The sequence below is a fragment of the Rothia mucilaginosa genome (assembly GCF_019334805.1).
In the GTDB taxonomy this organism is placed as follows: Bacteria; Actinomycetota; Actinomycetes; order Actinomycetales; family Micrococcaceae; genus Rothia; species Rothia mucilaginosa_C.
On record NZ_CP079822.1, the window covers coordinates 1,529,933 to 1,548,016 of the forward strand.

14 protein-coding genes and 1 pseudogene are annotated in these 18,084 nt (G+C 60.8%); 12 read left to right on the forward strand and 3 right to left on the reverse strand.

The annotated features are described in order from the left end of the window. Nucleotides 1-29 precede the first annotated feature (29 nt). Both LPB405_RS06065 and LPB405_RS06070 read left to right on the forward strand, forming a co-directional pair. Nucleotides 30-533 (forward strand): TadE family type IV pilus minor pilin, encoded by a 504-nt coding sequence (locus tag LPB405_RS06065; protein ID WP_219100691.1) that lies wholly within the window; start codon nt 30-32, stop codon nt 531-533. Nucleotides 534-540: 7 nt separating this feature from the next. Continuing rightward, a complete protein-coding gene (locus LPB405_RS06070; protein ID WP_257604870.1) occupies nt 541-1,125 on the forward strand; it encodes an Rv3654c family TadE-like protein in 585 nt (194 codons plus the stop codon). Between the two features lie 114 nt (nt 1,126-1,239). Here the strand turns inward: LPB405_RS06070 and LPB405_RS06075 are convergent, their stop codons facing one another. After that, nucleotides 1,240-4,014, reverse strand: a complete 2,775-nt coding sequence (locus LPB405_RS06075; RefSeq protein WP_219100695.1) for a DEAD/DEAH box helicase — start codon at nt 4,012-4,014, stop codon at nt 1,240-1,242. Nucleotides 4,015-4,248: 234 nt separating this feature from the next. Between LPB405_RS06075 and trhO the strand changes: the two genes are divergently transcribed. The 6 genes and pseudogenes from trhO to LPB405_RS09175 all read left to right on the forward strand — a co-directional run. Beyond that, nucleotides 4,249-5,160 carry an oxygen-dependent tRNA uridine(34) hydroxylase TrhO gene (trhO, locus tag LPB405_RS06080; protein ID WP_049351919.1) on the forward strand — a complete coding sequence of 304 codons (912 nt, stop codon included), beginning with the start codon at nt 4,249-4,251 and terminating at the stop codon, nt 5,158-5,160. Continuing rightward, nucleotides 5,160-5,657, forward strand: coding sequence for a GyrI-like domain-containing protein (locus LPB405_RS06085; protein ID WP_219100697.1), 498 nt, complete (start codon nt 5,160-5,162; stop codon nt 5,655-5,657). The genes trhO and LPB405_RS06085 overlap by 1 nt, the downstream gene beginning before the upstream one ends. Before the next feature lie 308 nt (nt 5,658-5,965). Next, complete coding sequence (locus LPB405_RS06090; protein ID WP_219100699.1) at nt 5,966-7,069, forward strand: LLM class flavin-dependent oxidoreductase; 1,104 nt, start codon at nt 5,966-5,968, stop codon at nt 7,067-7,069. Between the two features lie 198 nt (nt 7,070-7,267). Then, nucleotides 7,268-7,627 carry a Cd(II)/Pb(II)-sensing metalloregulatory transcriptional regulator CmtR gene (cmtR, locus tag LPB405_RS06095; RefSeq protein WP_219100701.1) on the forward strand — a complete coding sequence of 120 codons (360 nt, stop codon included), beginning with the start codon at nt 7,268-7,270 and terminating at the stop codon, nt 7,625-7,627. Continuing rightward, entirely contained in the window at nt 7,624-8,274 is a 651-nt protein-coding gene (locus tag LPB405_RS06100; RefSeq protein WP_049327488.1) for a cation diffusion facilitator family transporter, read from the forward strand. The genes cmtR and LPB405_RS06100 overlap by 4 nt, the downstream gene beginning before the upstream one ends. 38 nt (nt 8,275-8,312) lie before the next feature. After that, nucleotides 8,313-8,399, forward strand: a pseudogene (locus LPB405_RS09175) (luciferase); the annotation flags it as partial. 255 nt (nt 8,400-8,654) lie between these two features. On the opposite strand, the gene LPB405_RS06110 reads toward LPB405_RS09175, so the two are convergent. Together LPB405_RS06110 and LPB405_RS06115 are read right to left on the reverse strand one after the other, a co-directional pair. Next, complete coding sequence (locus LPB405_RS06110) at nt 8,655-9,188, reverse strand: pyrimidine dimer DNA glycosylase/endonuclease V (RefSeq protein ID WP_219100705.1); 534 nt, start codon at nt 9,186-9,188, stop codon at nt 8,655-8,657. Between the two features lie 2 nt (nt 9,189-9,190). Then, the gene (locus tag LPB405_RS06115) at nt 9,191-10,942 is read right to left on the reverse strand and encodes a DUF7059 domain-containing protein (protein ID WP_257604873.1); all 1,752 of its coding nucleotides are present in this window, start codon (nt 10,940-10,942) and stop codon (nt 9,191-9,193) included. A 144-nt stretch (nt 10,943-11,086) separates the two neighbouring features. Here LPB405_RS06115 and LPB405_RS06120 point away from each other — a divergent pair, with 144 nt between their 5' ends. The 4 genes from LPB405_RS06120 to LPB405_RS06135 all read left to right on the forward strand — a co-directional run bounded on the left by LPB405_RS06120 (nt 11,087) and on the right by LPB405_RS06135 (nt 17,595). Further along, nucleotides 11,087-11,545: a pyridoxamine 5'-phosphate oxidase family protein gene (locus LPB405_RS06120; protein ID WP_044145909.1), complete on the forward strand. Its 459-nt coding sequence runs from the start codon at nt 11,087-11,089 to the stop codon at nt 11,543-11,545. A gap of 380 nt (nt 11,546-11,925) precedes the next feature. After that, on the forward strand, nt 11,926-14,742 hold the full coding sequence (topA, locus tag LPB405_RS06125; RefSeq protein WP_219100707.1) for a type I DNA topoisomerase: 2,817 nt from the start codon (nt 11,926-11,928) through the stop codon (nt 14,740-14,742). A 258-nt stretch (nt 14,743-15,000) separates the two neighbouring features. After that, a complete protein-coding gene (locus tag LPB405_RS06130) occupies nt 15,001-15,972 on the forward strand; it encodes a Ppx/GppA phosphatase family protein (RefSeq protein WP_219100708.1) in 972 nt (323 codons plus the stop codon). Between the two features lie 132 nt (nt 15,973-16,104). After that, nucleotides 16,105-17,595 (forward strand): hypothetical protein, encoded by a 1,491-nt coding sequence (locus tag LPB405_RS06135; protein ID WP_219100709.1) that lies wholly within the window; start codon nt 16,105-16,107, stop codon nt 17,593-17,595. Nucleotides 17,596-18,084: the final 489 nt, after the last annotated feature.

An 18,084-nucleotide genomic window follows, 5' to 3' on the forward strand; every position in this document is an offset into this window, starting at 1 on the left:
AAATTCAAGTTAGAAAGGAGGAATAAAGAATGAACGCTCATGTGAATTTGGGTGCTTGGGCACGCGCTCTCCCTGCAGGAAAAGCCGGGGCGAAACCGGCGCTCTCGACCCCGCACAAGAGCCCGGCAGAAGAGGGCGTGATTACCGCCGAATTTGCGGTCGCCCTACCCGCCGTGACGGTGGTGCTCGCCCTCTGCCTGGGCGCCGCCTCCACGGGGGTTGCGCAGCTGAAGGTGGAGGAGTCCGCGCGAACGGCCGCACGAGCCGCCGCCCGCGGAGACTCCGAGGCGCAGATTCGCTCCGCCGTCAGCCGCATCGACCCGGCGCAGAGCGTGCAGATTTCCGTTTCTCCTGATGATGTAGTCGTGACAGAGGCGGGGCGCGCCCGGGAAGTGCACGTGCGGGTGAGCCGCCCCGCCCCCGGTGTGATTGGTTCGGCAACCGGCTGGGTGCTGCGGGCGGACGCCCACGCCCGCGTTGAAGCCGGCGCTGAAAACGATGCTGAAAACGGTGCGGGTCATGAAGGTGAGTAGAGCCGCTATGGGTCCCACCCCGAAAACAGCCTCCGAGAATCAATACCCCGAAGCGGGTAGCGGCACCGTCCTTGCCCTCACCATTATTGCCGCGCTACTGGTGATGACCGTGGTAATTGCCGGGCTCATCGGGGTGGTGTCCGCGAACCGAAGGGCGTCCGCAGCCGCCGATTTAAGTGCGCTCGCGGCGGCGGACGCCTACCGCGGGCTCACTGAGGGGGACCCGTGTGCGGTGGCGGCGGATCTTGCCGAACGCCACGGCGCGCACCTGGAATCCTGTACTTTTCCGGATCGCCCCGAAACGGTGGAGGTGACGGTCGCCGTCCCTGTCGCAGGGCCCATGGGGATGCTGGGCCCGGCGAGGGTACGTGCCCGCGCCGGGGCTGAGCACCCCGAAGAAGGGCGCCCCGAAGAAGAACACGCGGCGGGCAACGTGGAGGAGCTGAGCCCCGATGAGGTAGCCGAGCTGGAGGAAGAGCTGGAAGCTGCGCAGGACTCAGCGCCCGAGCCTCCCGCACCAGAAAGCTCCGCAGAATCAGAGAATCCAGTTGAGCCAGAAAACCCGCCTGAGCCAGAAAACCTAACCGACTAGGCTATTTACGTTCATCGGGAGTTGTCATTCCGGTATGCTCTACCCCCCCCCAGCACGCCCCGCGCCTCCTGTACGCCCCGTGCCTCCTGCAGTAATCTACGCCCCTGTAATAACCTACGCCTCCGCCATGCTCTGCAGCATCGCCTGCAGTAGCGCCCGCGCGCCGTGCTTGCTGAGCGGCTCGTTGCGGTTGCCGCATTTGGGCGAGTGCACGCAGGAGGGGCAGCCGTTTTCGCATCCGCAGCTTTCGATGGCTTCGAGAGTGGCGCTCAGCCACTGGTGAACCGCGTTGAAGCCGCGTTCGCTAATGCCAGCGCCGCCGGGTGCGGCGTCGTAGACGAAAATGGTGGGCCTGCCGGTGTCCACGTGAAGCAGCGTGGAGAGTCCACCCAAGTCCCAGCGGTCGCTGGTGGCGATGAGTGGCAGCAGTCCGATGGCGGCGTGTTCGGCGGCGTGCAGGGTGCCGGGGCTGTCCTCTTCGGCCACGCCCGCGCTGAACAGGTAGCTGGGCTCGAAGGTGAACCAGACCGCCTCGGTCATGAGCACTTCCGGCGGCATGGGTTGTGCCTCTTCGCCCAGGTATTCGCCGCCATAGACGGAGAACCGCCGGTAGCCGGTGACCTGGTCGGTGACCTGAACCTGCCCGCGGTGCATGGTGAGTGGGGCGAGCTGCTGTGCGTCGGGAACGGGCTCTTCAAGAGCAGACTCGCTGGGAGCGGACTCACCGGGAACCGCTTCCCCAACGATGTTTTGCGCACCGTAACTAACCCGCGCACGCTCCGCCAGAATACGCACCTCGGTGCTCTCAATGGCGCGCGTGTAGTAGTCCGGGTAGACGCGGCTGAGCAGAATCACGCGCTCGCCCTCGCTGAGGGATTCAACCACGTACTGCGCGTTCTGATGAATGTAGATTGCGCCCGGGTGCCCCTGGCTCATGGCGTGCGCGGCGTCCATGGTGCCGACGAGGGTGCCGTCTTCGGCGTCGATGAGCTGGTAGGGTCCGCCGCCGGTGCCGCGGATATCGACCAGCTCGGCGGCTGATTCGGCGTGCGTCCAGTACCAGCCGTCCGGGCGGCGACGCAGGTATCCCTGTTGCACCAGCCGATCCAGCAGGGCGGCGGTGTGCGGTCCGAAGAGGCTTAGTTCTTCGGCGCGGATGGGTGCCTCCTGCGCGGCGGCGCACAGCTGCGGGGAGAGCACGTACGGGTTTGTCGGGTCGAAAACGGTCGCCTCAACCTCCTGCCCGAAAATCGCCTCCGGGTGGTGCACCAGGTAGGTGTCGAGCGGGTTGTCGTCGGCAATGAGCACGGCGAGCGCGTCCTGACCGCTTCGACCCGCGCGGCCCACGCGCTGCATGAAGGAGGCGCGGGTACCCGGCCAGCCCGCCACGAGTACGGCGTCCAGTCCGGAGATGTCGATGCCCAGCTCCAGCGCGGAGGTGCTCGCCAGGCCGAGCAGTTCGCCGTTGCGGAGTTTGCGTTCGAGTTCGCGGCGCTCTTCGGGGGTGTACCCGGCGCGGTATGCGGCGACGCGGTGGGCGAGGCCCGCCTCCACCTCGTCGAGGTAGCGTTGGGTCTTCTGCGAGAGGATTTCTACGCTGCGGCGCGAACCGGCGAAAACCAGCGAGCGGGTGCGGGAAAGCACCAGGTCGGTGAGCATTTGCGCGCCCTGCTCCACGGGGGAGACGCGGCACGGCGCTTCCTGCTCTGCCTTTGACTGGACCGCCTGCTGTTGGGTGCTGCGGGCGCCCTTGGCGAGCTGATCGTGCGCCTTGGGCGGCATGAATTCGGGCTCCCAGAGCACGACGGTGGTTTCACCGCGTGCGGAGGTGGACTCGGTAATGGCGGTGACCGCCCGCTGCGGCACGCCAATGAGCTTGGAGAAAGACTCGACCGGGTTGGAACTGGTTGCGGAGGCGCCGTAGAACACGGGCACGGTGCGGTAGAGCGCGCAGACGCGGCGTAGGCGGCGCAGCAGGTTGGCGATGTGCGCGCCGAAAACGCCGCGGTAGCTGTGCGCCTCGTCGAGCACCACGTAGCGCAGTCCTCGCAGGAAGGATGCCCACTGCCGGTGGTTGCTCAGGATCGAGTAGTTGAGCATGTCCGGGGTGGTGAGGATGAAGTTGGCGTGTTCGCGGATCCAGCGGCGTTCGCCGACGGGGGTGTCGCCGTCGTAGCTTGCCGCGTGGAGTCCGGGTAGGTTGTAGGAGGTGAGGGCGGTGAGCTGGTCGGCGGAGAGTGCTTTCGCCGGCGAAATGTAGAGAACGTTCGCTCTATTATTGAGATTTTCCGCCCCAGAATACGCGGAAGTTGAGCTCACCGGTTCACCGCACGAAGCTCGGTAAACGGCATCCAGCGTGGGCATCAGGTAGCTTAGGGTCTTGCCCGATGCCGTGCCCGTCGCCACAATCACGTGCCCGCCGCTGCCGGTACCATTCGCGTCTTCGGTGCGCGTTGCCGCCGACCCCTCAATACGCCCCGCCTGCCAACCGTAGCGCGCCGCACTCACCGCCAGCGCCGCATCAAGGCCCGCATGGGCGGCGTTCGCCGCCTGCACCTGATGGGCGTAGGGCTCGGCAATACCGAGCGATTCAAAAGCCTCCACCACACGCGGATGTAACCACTGCGGCCACGGCGCATAGCTCGCCTCCCTCGCGGCAATGGTGTGAATATGGGTCACCTGCTCGGGCAGGGTTCCGGTGCGTTCCGCCTCCGGCAGTAGGGGCGCCAGCACCTGCTGGGCGCTCGCGGGCAGCTCGCGGTAACGTAGCGTTTTTGGGCGCGCCGCAGACTGCCCCTGCTCGGGTTGCTGTGTAGGCTGCTGCTCGGAGCGCTGTTCAGGGTGCTGGTTGGTGTTCTGCGAAGGGCTGCTGTGCGGCATGGGTTCCATTGTAGAGCGGCGGGCTACACCCCGACCTGTCGCCGGTCACTTGCTGTCCTGAACACAGGCTCCGAGCCCGCTCGAATCCTGCCCCGACCCCGAGTTCAACCCTAAACCTGACCCCGAGCATAACCCCGCCCCAGCATCGCTCCTGTACCGCTTTTGCACCGCCAACCCCGTAGTCGGCGCGCACATATCAAAAAATCTGCATGCTTTAGGCGTATATGACGATAAAATAGTTTCGTGGCTCAAAATAAGATTATTCTGTATTACCAGTTCGCCCCCATCGCCGATCCGCAGGCGGTCATGCTCTGGCAGCGTGCCCTCTGCGAGAAGCTCGGCCTGCGCGGGCGCATCCTCATTTCCAAGCACGGCATTAACGGCACCCTCGGCGGCGAAATTAACGCGGTCAAGGCGTACACCAAGGAAACCCGCAAGTACCCCGGCTTCAAGAACATGGAGTTCAAGTGGTCCGAGGGCGGCGCGGAGGACTTCCCTCGCCTGTCCGTGAAGGCACGCGACGAGATTGTGGCTTTCGGTGCTCCCGACGAGCTACAGGTGGACGAGAACGGCGTCGTTGGCGGCGGTGTGCATCTGAAGCCTGAAGAGGTTAACAAGCTTGTTGAAGAGCGCGGCGACGAAGTGGTCTTCTTCGACGGCCGTAACGCGTTCGAGGCGAAGATTGGCAAGTTCAAGAACGCTATCGTTCCCGACGTGCGCACCACCCACGACTTCATCCGCGAAATCGAGTCCGGCAAGTACGATCACATTAAGGACAAGCCGGTCGTCACCTACTGCACCGGTGGTATTCGCTGCGAGATTCTCTCCGCGCTCATGAAGAACCGCGGCTTCAAGGAGATTTACCAGATTGACGGCGGCATCGTCCGTTACGGTGAGAAGTACGGCGATAAGGAACTCTGGGAAGGCTCGCTCTACGTCTTCGACAAGCGCATGCACATGGAGTTCACCCCGGACACCGTCACCATCGGCAAGTGCGAACAGTGCGGTGCCCCCTCGAACAAGTTCGAGAACTGCTCCAACGAGAACTGCCGCGAGCTGGTTCTGCTCTGCCCCGAGTGCGCAGCTGATGACGCGAAGCGCCGCTGTGTGCCCGAGTGCTCGGTGGACCGCGAAGCAGCTGAGGTGAACGCCTAATGGCAGCCGCTAAGGGCGGCGCGGTTCAGATTTCTAAACCTCGCATTGAGGAGCACTCGGCGCTGGTTGTTGCTGGCGTCTCGCAGGTGTTCCCCCTGGATGGCGACTTCTCCTCGCTGTGGGATGAGCTGAATCAGAAGGCGTCCCCGGCGATGCTGGATGTTCTGAATGTGACCCAGTACCTGGGCGTGTGCACTCAGCCGAACCCGAAGGGTCAGGTCCGCTACACGGCGGGCTTCCTGGTGTCGGAGCCGGCGAGCGCGGCGAAGCTTGGTCTGGGCGTGCTGGAGTTGCCAGCGAGCACCTACGCGGTGGTTGAGGTGACCGGCCCGATTTCGGAGTCCATTCCGGCTGGCTTTGCGAGCTTTGAGGAGGCGTTCTTCGCGAAGAATCCGCAGTACCGCCCGGTGGGTGGTCTTGAGGTGTACGGTCGCGGCGATATGCAGGCGGCTGATTACCGTATGGAACTGTGGGTTCCGCTGGCGAAGCGTTCCTAGGGCAGTTTGTTTCTGTCGTTTTAGTTGCAGTTTTAACTGTTGAATGGAAGGGCCCGGTGGTGCGATGTGTTCGTGCCGCCGGGCTTTTTTGTGCCCTTTTTCGGCTATATTTTGTGCCAGCATTTTGTGGCGGTATGTGTGCGCCGGGCGGGTGAGGCGTGCGGGTGGTGTGTGCGGCGAAAGGGGAGTGGCGCTCTTTGCGTAATACTCCGAAACAAAATACTTGACATGTAAAGTATTTGGGTTTATATTTAAATCACCAGCCCGGCACTACACAAGCCCGAGCGCAACTCGCTAAGGAAAAAATCATGAGCACCCCCAATAACCCCGGCACTCCGCAGTTTGACTCGCAGCTCGACGAATCCATCCGCATTAGCCACCTCGAACCCATGCGCGGCGACGAGAAGAAGCTCGGCTTCCTCTCCTTCGGCCACTGGGCTGAGGTCCCCGGCTCCCGCGTACCCTCCGCTGCAGAATCTCTACACCAGGCAATCGACCTTGCCGTAGGTGCTGAAGATATCGGGCTGGACGGTGCGTTCTTCCGCGTGCACCACTTCGACCAGCAGCAGGCGACCCCCTACCCGCTGCTCTCCGCAATCGCCGCCAAGACCGAACGCATCGAGCTCGGCACTGGCGTGATTGATATGCGCTACGAAAACCCGCTCTACATGGCAGAACTTGCAGCCATGGCAGATCTCATTGCGGCGGGTCGACTGCAGCTGGGTGTCTCCCGTGGCTCGCCCGAATCCGTTATCCGCGGCTTTGAGAGCTTTGGCTACTACCCGGCAGAAGGCGAAAACGAGGGCGACATGGCGCGCCGACACCTCGACATTTTCCTCAAGGCAATTGAGGGCGAGGGAATGGCGCCCAGCGCTCGCGTGGCGGGCAAGTATGCCCCCGTACAGCCGCAGTCGCCGGGTCTGCGCGACCGCATCTGGTGGGGTGCAGGTACCGATAGCACCGCCGTGTGGACCGCGCAGAAGGGCCTGAATCTCATGTCTTCAACCCTGATGCTGGAAGATAAGGGTATTCCGTTCGATCAGCAGCAGGCGCAGCAGATTCGCCTTTTCCGCTCCGAGTGGGTGAAGGCGGGCAATTCGGGTGTTCCGCGTGTTTCGGTGTCCCGCTCGGTGCTGCCCATTATTGATGAAACCTCGGCGCGCTACTTCGGTCGCCGCGCCGCGGAGGACTCACAGGATTACACCGGCATTATCGATAACAGCTTCTCTCGCTTTGGTCGTAGCTACATTGGTGACCCGGCGGATATTGCCGAAGAGCTCGCCCGTGATGAGGCGGTCCAGGCGGCGGACACCGTGCTGCTGACTATCCCGAACCAGCTGGGCGTGGACTTCAATCTGAAGATGCTTGAGACAATCGTGAAGGAGATTAGGCCCGCGCTGACCACTAAGTAAAGCCCCTGAGGTGAAGACTCCGCAGAACCTTCTGCGCTAGCAGGGTTTCGCGCCAGCGTGCCGCCGTCGCTTCCGTGATGGGCGGTGGTCGCTGATGAGCGCGAACTCTGCCGCCTCCCGAGGGCAAGGGCGCGGAGCACGTGCGGCAGCAGCCCGCACAAGTGGACAATTGGTCAGTTATCACTGTATAGTCATCGTATGCTGACTATTGCTTCACGCCTCGACGTCATGAACCGGCTCGGCCGCGCCATGGCCGACCCGACGCGTTCCCGGATTCTGATGACCCTCCTCGGCGGCCCGAGCTATCCAGCCGTGCTCTCGCGCGAGCTGGAGCTGACCCGCTCGAACGTGTCCAACCACCTGACCTGCCTGCGCGATTGCGGAATCGTCGTCGCCGAGCCCGAGGGCCGCCAGACGCGCTACGAGATCGCCGACCCGCACCTCGCCGCGGCACTGACGTCCCTGATTGACGTCACGCTCGCGGTGGACGAGGCCGCGCCGTGCATCGACCCGGAATGCTCGGTGTCGGGCTGCTGTGGAACGGCGGCGGGAGCATGAGCGAGACCCTGACCACCGCGCGCCGCGCGATGCTGCACCGGCGCGTCCGCTTCATCGTTGGCTTCACGATCACGTACAACGTAATCGAGGCAATCGTCGCAGTCTGGGCAGGCGTCCTCGCCTCGTCCGCGGCGCTCATTGGCTTCGGGCTCGACTCGGTTGTCGAGGTACTCTCGGCCGCGGCCGTCACCTGGCAGTTCACCCGCAAGGACCCTGAGCGGTGGGAAACGGTCACCGTCAAGGCCATCGGCATCGCGTTCTTCGCGCTGGCGGCCTACGTCTCGATCGACGCGGTGCTGGCCCTGGTCGGCCAGGAGGGCCCCGACCACAGCCCGCTGGGTCTCGGTATCACTGCGCTGAGCCTGGTCGTCATGCCTCTGCTGGCGTGGATTGAGGTCCGCACCGGGCGGGAGCTGGGCTCCAAGAGCGTGATGGCCGACGCCAAGCAGCTCATCCTGTGTATCTACCTCTCCGGTGCAGTGTTCATCGGCCTCGTCCTCGACAGCCTGTTCGGCTGGTGGTGGGCTGACTCGGTCGCGGCGCTGGTCGTGGCGGTGCTCGCGGTGCGCGAAGGCCTGGAGGCCTGGCGCGGCGACGTCGAGTCGCCGTTCGAAGTGCTAGAGGACCTCGAAGACGAGGACGACTGACCCGTCACCCGACGATGAAGAGCCAGTGCTGCAACCCAGACATGCGCTACGAAAACCCGCTCTACATGGCAGAACTTGCCGCCACGGCAGACCTCATCGCGGCGAGTCGACTGCAGCTGGGTGTGGACTTCAACCTGAAGATGCTTGAGGCAATCGTGAAGGAGATTAAGCCCGCGCTGACCACCAAGTAAAGGCACTCAGGTAAAGACACTGGGGTAAAGAGCTAAAGACCCTGCGCCAAGCTGTTTTTAGCGCTCTATGACGCGCTGAGATGCTTGTTCCCATACAGCTGAGCCATACATACAGCAATGCCCCGGCAGGCACCCGCAAGGGTTACCGCCGGGGCATTACTATGCTAACGTTCTTAGAAATCCTTCTGTCTAAAAATCTTTCGTCTTTTCCCAGGGCTCAATAGCGCCCGGAACCACCTCAAACAGCGGATGGGCACACGCCGCCAGCTCGCCGCGCGCCGCCAGGCGCTCGCTCAACCGATGCTCCCACTCCGGGTCACGCCCCGCCACCTTGTGCCGCAGGAAGGCGAGCTCGTACTCCAGCTGACCGAGAGGAACGGGAATACGCGCAACCGAAGCATAAGGGTTTTCTGCCTTGTCAGCGCAGTTTTTATCGGTGTCATTTTTGCCTGAACTATTTTTGCCAGCGCTATTTTCGCCCGCACCAATCAGCTCACGGTTGAAAGAATAACCGCGGGCATCCGCCTCATCCGCCAACCCGGACAGGTAGGCGGCAACCGCCTCCAGTGGCTGCGGATGCGCGCGAAAACGAATCAGCTGCGGATGGTTCGTGTACCCGCGAGTCAGACCCCGCAGAACCTTCTGCGCCAGCAGGGTTTCACGCCAGCAGGCGACCAGGGCGCGCCGATCGAGCAGGGAAGGGTGAAGGGACCAAATGCGCACGCCTAGCCCTGCGCTTCTGCAGTGCTCTCGTCAGCCGATGCTGCGCCCGCGTGCTCGTCGCTAAAGTGCAGGAAGCTCTTGAGCACCAGCTCGCGCACCGCATGCAGCAGGGTGTCGCGCGGATGCTGCTGCTGCGTACCGCGCGCGGCGGCGGCAGCCTCGTCGTATTCGGGCCAGGACAGCAGCATGGCAAGAGCCGCCACGATCTGACCCACGGCAAGCTCACCATCGCTCGCCGACGCAAAACCAGCCGTCTCGGTGGAGAGCAGCTGGGTGCGGCACAGACCCGAACCGGCACGCAACAAAATGACGCTGGGATGCTCGGCGCCGGGGCGGCCGTGGCGTTCCTCGGTGACGTCCTCGGCGACTTCCAGGTGTGCGGCGAGGAGCGCCTCATCGTCCATGGCGGCGAGGCGGTCGTAGCGGCGCACGGACTCGGTGAGGGCGCGGGCGATGGGTTGCTGAATCGGGTAGGTAATCTCCTCGAAACGCTGCAGGGGCTCGGTCGCACCTGCAGCGGTCGCCTCGGTCGGGCGGCGCAGCCAAATCATGCCGAAACCAATAGAATGAACGTTCCGGGAAGCGAAGTCGTTCAGGTACGCCACGTAGGTCTGCTCGTAGTGGCTGCGGTCGCGGTTCTCGCTCGCATCCTTCAACCAGGTCTCCGCGTAGGAGGCGGGGCTCAGCGCCTCACGCTGAATAAACCACGCCTCCGCGCCGCCGTCGGCAACCCAGGCGCGCGGGCGCTCATCCCACGGACGCGGTGCTTCCGGGTCCTCGGAGTCGCGGATAATCTCCCAGTTGCCCAGCATCTGCGCGCGACCGCCGGGCACCAGCACCGACGGAAGCTGACGCACCATCGTGCTCACAATTTCGTCACCGGGCAGGCCGCCGTCACGGTAGGTGAACTGCTCTTCGGCGCTCTCACCGGCAACGCGCGGGGTAATCACGAACGGCGGGTTTGACACCACCAGGTCGAAAAGCTCACCGGCGACCGGCTCCAGCAGGGAACCTTCACGCAGGCTCACGCGCGCCTGCGGGTTCTGCGGGTCAATATTGAGTACCTGCGCGTTCAGTAGCAGGTTAAAACGGGTGAACGCCAGGGCACGCTCCGAAATATCGGTGGCGGTCACGTGCTCAGCGTGGGCGAGCAGGTGGAAGGTCTGAATACCGCAACCGGTGCCCACATCCAGGGCACGCTTGACGGGGGTGCGCTCGGTAATCTGCGCCAGAGTCAGGGAGGCGTGACCAATGCCGAGCACGTGATCCTTACGGAGCACGCCGGGGCGCTGATGCGCACCCAGGTCGGCGGCAACAAAGATTTCGGTGCCGTCATCGGCGGCGTGCGGGCGCAGGTCAACGCTCGCGGACCAGCGGGCAGAATCGGCGGCGTCGCGCTCAATCAGTGCGGCATCCTCGAAGTCGACCAGGGTCTCAGCGAAAACCTCGGCGGCCTCAGCCTCGGTGAGCGGGCGAGCCAGCAGGAAAAACGCCAGCAGACGCGCCAGGTTCTTCTCCTCCACGCTGTAATCGCCGCGCAGAATGTGCTCCACACGCCACAGACCCGGAACCACCTGGTCGCGAGCCATCGCCTCAGCCGCCTCAACACCGAGCAGCTCCTGCACAGCGTCATAGCTGTAGTTCAACGCCAGCAGGCGTTCACGGATGCGGGTCAGGCGGGCGTAATCATCGCTGCGGGGAGCATCCGCAACGGCGGCGTACTCGGGAGCGAAAGAGGCGGCAGAAATAGTCATGCACACCATTCTACGCACCCGCTGCATCTGCCCGGGCGCGCCCACCGCGTATAGGCGGCAGCGCAATGACACAGCCCCGACCCACCCACTGACCAAAACCGTCATCTGCGCAAGAGCGCCCACCCCATCGCATACACTGAAACCATGAGTAACCTGTACCCCGATGAAAGTATCAGCGTCGACAAGTGCTGGGAGCGTCTGCACGCAAACACTCTCGGCCGCCTCATCCTCACTGACGGACAGCACGTCGATGTGCTGCCCGTGCTCTACGCCGTCGCCAGCCAAGACGACAAGCAGGAAATCTACATCCGCACCACCCGCGGCAACAAGTTCTCCTCCGTAGTGGTCAGCCGCCGCGTCGCCTTCGAAATCGACGAAACCCTCGAAGACGGCATCCGCTCCGTCATCGTGGTCGGTATCGCCCACTGGCTGCCGCCGGAAATGACCCCGCAGATCGTGCGCACCTTCGACCTGCCCGACTCCGAAACCCACGAAATGCAGTGGGTGCGCATCGCGCCGCAGACCGTGTACGGCCGCGAATACCCGCTGCTGCCCGCATACCTGGACGGCACCCACCCCGACTCGGACACCCTGACCAGCTAGAAGCGCAGGCAAGCGGGCTAGAAGCACAGGTGCGGGCGCCGTGCGGTGCGCCCCAGCATCTGCCTTATGCACCCTGCACACCTGCTCCCCGTGCACACACCACCGCTTCCGGTACCGTATGATGTACCGAGTACCCTGCGCACACGTGCAAGCTCAACACGCCCGGTCCACATCAACGGGAACCGGGCTAGCTCGCCTCGCGCCGGGCCACCACGCGCTCGCCGCATGAGACGCATCGAGCGCACCACATAACCCCAACACAAATTACACCCCCACAGATTACCTCACCCCGCGTACACCACAGCCCGCCGGCGCCCACAAGCGCCAGCGTAGGTTATGGTTGAATACGTAGCTTTTCAACACACAGATAGAGGAGTGCCGTGCCCGCTCAGGCAAAGAACGGAAAAGCCCTGCTGATTGTGGAGTCTCCCTCCAAGGTCAAAACCATTAGCAGCTACCTCGGCGAGGACTACCTCGTCGACTCGTCCATGGGCCATATCCGCGACCTTCCGCAGCCCTCCGAACTGCCCGAAAACCTCAAAAAGAGCCCCGTCGGCAAGTTCGCTGTCAACGTTGAAGAGAACTTCGAACCCTACTACGTGGTCAACCCCGACAAGAAGAAAAAGGTCGCCGAACTCAAGCGCAAGCTCAAAGAAGTAGACGCGCTCTACCTGGCAACCGATGGTGACCGCGAAGGTGAAGCCATCGCATGGCACCTGAAGGAAGTCCTCAAGCCCAAGGTACCCGTCTACCGCATGACCTTCCCCGAAATCACCCGGGAAGCCATTCAGCGTGCCTTCGGCGAACTGCGCGACATCGACCTGCACCTGGTCGACGCGCAGGAAACCCGCCGCATCCTCGACCGTATCTACGGTTACGAAATTTCCCCCGTACTCTGGCGCAAGGTCGGCCGCGGCCTCTCCGCAGGTCGCGTGCAGTCCGTCGCAACCCGCCTCGTGGTTGAGCGCGAACGCGAACGCATGGCATTCGTCGCCGCCAACTACTGGGACCTGACCGGACGCTTCCTGACCGCAGCCTCCGAAGGCTTCGACGCCAAGCTGGTCGCCGTAGACGGTAACCGCATCGCCACCGGCAAGGACTTCGCCGACAACGGCACCCTCAACACCTCCAAGGTCACCCACCTGAACGAGGAAGCCGCCCGCGCGCTCGCCGCAGCCCTGCAGTCCGCCGCGTTCTCCGTACGCTCCGTTGAGACCAAGCCGTACAAGCGCCGCCCGGCAGCGCCGTTCACCACTTCCACCCTGCAGCAGGAAGCCGCACGTAAGCTGCGTTTCTCCTCCCGCGTGACCATGCAGGTGGCGCAGCGCCTCTACGAAAACGGTTACATCACCTACATGCGTACCGACTCGGTGGCACTGAGCGAGCAGGCAATCTCCGCCGCACGCCGCCAGGCATCCGAGCTGTACGGCGCAGAATTCGTGCCCTCCGCACCGCGCGTGTACACCTCCAAGAGCAAGAACGCACAGGAAGCCCACGAAGCAATCCGCCCCGCCGGCGACACCTTCCGCACCCCGGACGTTGTGCGCGGCTCCCTGTCCAACGACGAATTCCGCCTCTACGAGCTGATCTGGAAGCGTACCGTCGCCTCCCAGATGGCTGACGCGACCGGTTCCACCGCCTCCGTGCGCCTGGGCGCCGTGGCATCTAACGGCCAGGATGCCGAGTTTGCTGCATCCGGTACCGTCATCACCTTCCGCGGCTTCCTCGCCGCCTACGAGGAAGGCGTTGACGCATCCCGCTTGGCTGAGCGTGAGGCGAAGGACGCTGAGAAGCGCCTGCCGAACCTGACCACCGGCGAGGCACTGACCGCCGAGGCGATTGAACCCGCCGGCCACGAGACCCTGCCGCCCCCGCGCTACACCGAGGCGTCCCTCGTGAAGACCCTGGACGAGCTGGGCATTGGCCGCCCGTCCACCTACGCGGCGGTTATTTCGACCATCATGGACCGCGGATACGTGAACGTTCGTTCTGGTTCGCTGATTCCGTCCTGGATCGCGTTCTCCGTGGTGCGCCTGCTCGAATCCAGCTTCGGCCCCTACGTGAACTACGAGTTCACCGCGCAGATGGAAGAAGACCTCGACCGCATCGCACGCGGCGAAGAATCCCGCGTCGAATGGCTGGGCGAGTTCTACTTCGGCGGCGGCTCCAAGCGCGGCCTGAAGCCCATCGTCGACAACCTCGGCGAGATTGACGCCCGCAGCATCAACTCCATCCCGATTGCGGACGGCATTGTGCTGCGCGTGGGCAAGTTCGGCCCCTACCTGGAAGCCGAAGGCACCCTCGACACCGAGACCGGCGAACTGACCGAACCGATCCGCGCGAACGTACCCGCCGACCTGGCACCGGACGAACTGACCGAAGCGAAGGCACGCGAACTGCTCGAACAGGGCAAGTCCGACGGCCGCGTGCTTGGCGTTGACCCAGTCTCCGGCAACCAGATCGTGGCACGCGACGGCCGCTACGGACCCTACGTCACCGAAGTCATCGAAGAGATGACCGAGGAGCAGATTCAGGCGTACCTGGACGCGCAGCCGACCGAATACTACAAGAACGGCAAGCCCAAGCCGAAGAAGAAGCCGAAGCCCGCCAAGCCGCGCACCGCCTCCCTGTTCAAGTCCATGGACCTGGCGACCGTGACCCTGGAGCAGGCACTGCAGCTGATGAGCCTGCCGCGCGTGCTCGGTACCGACGCTGAGGGCGTGGAAATTACCGTGCAGAACGGCCGCTTTGGCCCGTACCTGAAGAAGGGCACGGACTCCCGCTCGATTGGCAGCGAGGACGAGATCTTCACGATTACGCTGGAGCAGGCGCTGGAGATTTACTCCCAGCCGAAGCAGCGCGGTCGTGCGGCGGCTAAGCCTCCGCTGGCTGAGCTGGGCGTGGACCCGGTCAGCGAGAAGAAGATTGTGGTGAAGGACGGCCGCTTTGGCCCGTACATCACCGACGGTATTACGAACATTACGGTTCCGCGTGCGGAGTCGATCGAGTCGCTGACCCACGAGCGTGCGGTGCAGCTGCTGGCTGACAAGCGTGCGAAGGGCCCGGTCAAACGTAAGACCGCCGCGAAGAAAACCACCACGGCTAAGAAAACGACCGCTAAGAAGACGACCGCAAAGTCTACTACCGCGAAGAAGACGACCACTCGTAAGACCGCGGCGAAGAAGACCGCCGAGTAATCTGCCGCGTAGCCGAGTGTGGTTCGAGCTGAACTGAAGGCGCAGGATGCGTCCCGCAACCCCCGCGTGGGGTGGGTCGCCTCCTGCGCCTTTTGCGTGCCCGAGGAAGGTTTTTATGCCCGTGCTGTGCTGATGCTGGGCATCCGCCCGGATTGTTTGCGGAGTGAGCCGCGCCTCTGACAGACTGGGAGAGGAGCCGCACCTGCGGTACCGCACACAGATAGTATCCCGCCGCGGGGCGGGGGAGGGGAGCGCATCGTGCGCCTGGGAGTTCTGGATGTCGGGTCGAATACGGTCCACCTGCTGCTGATTGACGGTAGCCCTGGAGCGCGCCCCGAACCGTACGCATCGCATAAGATTCCGCTGCAGCTCGTGCAGTACCTCGACGCTGAGGGCAATATTTCGCAGGAGGGTGCGGACGCGCTGACCCGCTTCGTGACGAGCGCCCGCGACTTCGCGATTGAGAATGAGGCGGAGGACCTGCTGGCGTTCTCCACGAGCGCTATCCGCGAGGCGGGTAACGGCCCGGCGGTGTTGCAACAGGTGCGTGAGCAGACCGGTGTGAGCCTGAACGGTATTTCGGGCGACCAGGAGGCGGCAATTACGTACTTTGCGGTGCGCCGCTGGCAGGGTTGGGGCGCGGGCCGCATCCTTGATTTTGATATTGGTGGCGGTTCGTTTGAGTTTTCGACGGGTACGAATGCGTTGCCGGATGCGGCGATGAGTGTGCCGTTGGGCGCGGGCCGCCTGACTCGTGAGTTCTTTGATGAGCAGCCGCCGAAGCCGAAGCAGGTGAAGCGTCTGCGTAAGTATGTGCGTGAGCAGATCGCCCCGGTGGCGGAGAACCTGCTGAAGTATGGTGCGCCGGATATGACGGTGGGTACGTCGAAGACGTTCCGTTCATTGGCGCGTATTTGTGGTGCGGCGCCGTATTCGGCGGGCCCGCACGTGAAGCGTGAGATGCACCTGCAGGATTTGCGCCTGTGGACTCGTCGCATGGAGGCGATGACGGTGTCTGAGCGTAGCGATCTGCCGGGTGTTTCGAAGGCGCGTGCGGAGCAGATGCTGGCGGGTGCTATTGCGGCGGAGGCTGCGATGGAGGCGTTTGGTGTTGAGACGATGCGTGTGTGCCCGTGGGCGCTGCGTGAGGGCTTGATTCTGAAGCGTATTGAGCATCTGGCGGAGGGTACGGGTACTCCGGTCAACCCGAAGACCCTCCTGGGTGCGTAACCGGTGCGTGACGTGGCCGAATAGCCGCAGCTGAACCCCGCAGGCTGGTGTGTAATGGGCACCGGCCTGCGGGGTCACCGCTTATAACGTGTATATCCCGCCGACAAAGACGTAGGAAAGGAACAATCACCGATGAAAATCCAAGAAGTTATTGACGAAGTCAACAGCACCTGGGGCGAAGAACACGAAGAAAAGAAGAGAAAGATATTTAGAGAAAATATTTTTAAAAAGCCAATATTTGCTTTTTGTGGCATATCAATAATGTATCTTTCGCCGTTATTATTGGTTTTTCCATTCTTGGTTATATATCCGGATAAGAGTTCCAATTTACCCATTTGGTTGGTGGGATTTATATTTAATATTCCCTATTATTTATTTGACCTAAGGTCTGGAGTTATTGCATCTATTGCCAGCTTGCTCTTAAGTTTATATGTTAGTGTTGGGAAATATGCTGATACTGTAGATGGGATTCGTGGAGAAGCTCGCCGAGCCGCTTATCGACAATTTGCCGAATTGGTTGCTTATGTAATTTTTACTATATTTATTATCAATTTTTGGCATGGTCTTTTTGTTGGGTTCTTGAGTAGAAAAGTAGGGTGGGGTAAAAATATTGTCCCAGGCGATGTGAATATTGAGCGATATGCGGACATCCCTCTGTGGATTTTGATATTTTTTGCATGGTTTACTCTAGCTTCATGTCTTATGTTAGTGTACAGTGAAAAAGATATTTTAATTAAGAATGCTTCCGTTTTAAGTAGGGTAAAAAATGTGGAAGAATCTAAAGAAATCTTGTTCGCCTCAGAGTATAATATTGCCCGGTATTTGTATGATAAGACTCAAGTTAAATCATTTGTGGCAGAAGAGGCTGGGGTAGGTAACTTAGGTGGAGTCTCCAAAGTCAATGGAGCAGTTCAGTCTGAATATGGCACTATATTCTATTTAAATAGGGGATCTATTGGTTTTGGAATTAAAACAGATACTTGGTCTTTTGTTGCCAACGTAGAATTTTTGAGACTTGTTGTGCTCTGGCTTATCTTGGCGCTCTTCTCGACTGCTTTGCCAGCCAGAGAGGGGATTCTGTTTTTTGTTCTTGCTAGTTTGCTTTTCGGTGCATGCTTCTTTGTGTATATGCAGTGTAATATAAACTTATTTTCCGAAATTTACAAATTTAATATTTTGGGGACTAAAAGAGGGGTTTATAGACTATTTAAGTATTTGGAGTTTTACTGGCAAAGGATATTTAATCTTGTGCTTGTTTGGGTAGTAGTCTCCCTGCTTATGGTTAGATTGTTAACTATTTTCCTCCGTGAAGTATCTGACTTCATTGAAGGATTTAATATTTCTTTTGAGGCTTCAATTAATTTGTTGGTTGCGTTATTCCTTGTTATTTCTGTAGTTATTTCTGTTCTTATGGCTTGGTTGCTGGAAAGTGTAGTCAGGAGTGCGATTAAATCGAGAGTTGAGGAGCATTCTCTGGAGGCAATCTCTAGAATTTTTGCAGGTGATTTCGATATTAAATTTAATAAGAGTGGGGTTAATTATATTATTGTGGCATATATCTATTGTTCAATGAAGAATATTAATAAAATATATTCTGAATATAAGCTAGGTATTGATGAGTAATCTTTGTGTGAGTGGCTAGAAGGGGGTCTGGTATTTCAATAAAAGTTCAGTGACTTTAATGGAGATAGATGTGATATTGCGTAGGTACTGTCTGTTTTTATGTATGTGCGCCTCTGAAAACACCTGGAACTTCTTGTATTGAGAGCGGACCATGGTTTAGTGTCTTCAACCATGGCTTTTAACTACGACCAAAGACACTAACCTATGGCACAAATCCGTAACCCATGACCGAATCTCCGGCTGCGCCAGGTAGGCGAGAGCCGGTTATGGGTTATGACTTAGCCTTTTCGTCGATAGGTTAGTGTCTTCACTGCGGGTTAAAGACCCATGGTGAAGACACTAACCTATCGAAAACCTCTGTCTAAAAGGCAGAGTGGCCCCGAATACCACCGCATCCGGGGCTGTCCCTTTCTTTTTTGTTGTTTTGATGAATTCTCTATTGCCATTTTGATATAATCACAGAGGGCGTAATTAGCAGAGAGAACAGGC

Excerpts from the sequence above, each read along its gene's own strand:
- LPB405_RS06065 (WP_219100691.1), top strand. The coding sequence starts at position 30 with ATGAACGCTCATGTGAATTTGGGTGCTTGGGCACGCGCTCTCCCTGCA.
- LPB405_RS06070 (WP_257604870.1), top strand. The coding sequence starts at position 541 with ATGGGTCCCACCCCGAAAACAGCCTCCGAGAATCAATACCCCGAAGCG.
- LPB405_RS06075 (WP_219100695.1), bottom strand. The coding sequence starts at position 4,014 with ATGGAACCCATGCCGCACAGCAGCCCTTCGCAGAACACCAACCAGCAC.
- LPB405_RS06085 (WP_219100697.1), top strand. The coding sequence starts at position 5,160 with ATGGCAGCCGCTAAGGGCGGCGCGGTTCAGATTTCTAAACCTCGCATT.
- LPB405_RS06090 (WP_219100699.1), top strand. The coding sequence starts at position 5,966 with ATGAGCACCCCCAATAACCCCGGCACTCCGCAGTTTGACTCGCAGCTC.
- cmtR (WP_219100701.1), top strand. The coding sequence starts at position 7,268 with ATGCTGACTATTGCTTCACGCCTCGACGTCATGAACCGGCTCGGCCGC.
- LPB405_RS06100 (WP_049327488.1), top strand. The coding sequence starts at position 7,624 with ATGAGCGAGACCCTGACCACCGCGCGCCGCGCGATGCTGCACCGGCGC.
- LPB405_RS06115 (WP_257604873.1), bottom strand. The coding sequence starts at position 10,942 with ATGACTATTTCTGCCGCCTCTTTCGCTCCCGAGTACGCCGCCGTTGCG.
- LPB405_RS06120 (WP_044145909.1), top strand. The coding sequence starts at position 11,087 with ATGAGTAACCTGTACCCCGATGAAAGTATCAGCGTCGACAAGTGCTGG.
- LPB405_RS06135 (WP_219100709.1), top strand. The coding sequence starts at position 16,105 with ATGAAAATCCAAGAAGTTATTGACGAAGTCAACAGCACCTGGGGCGAA.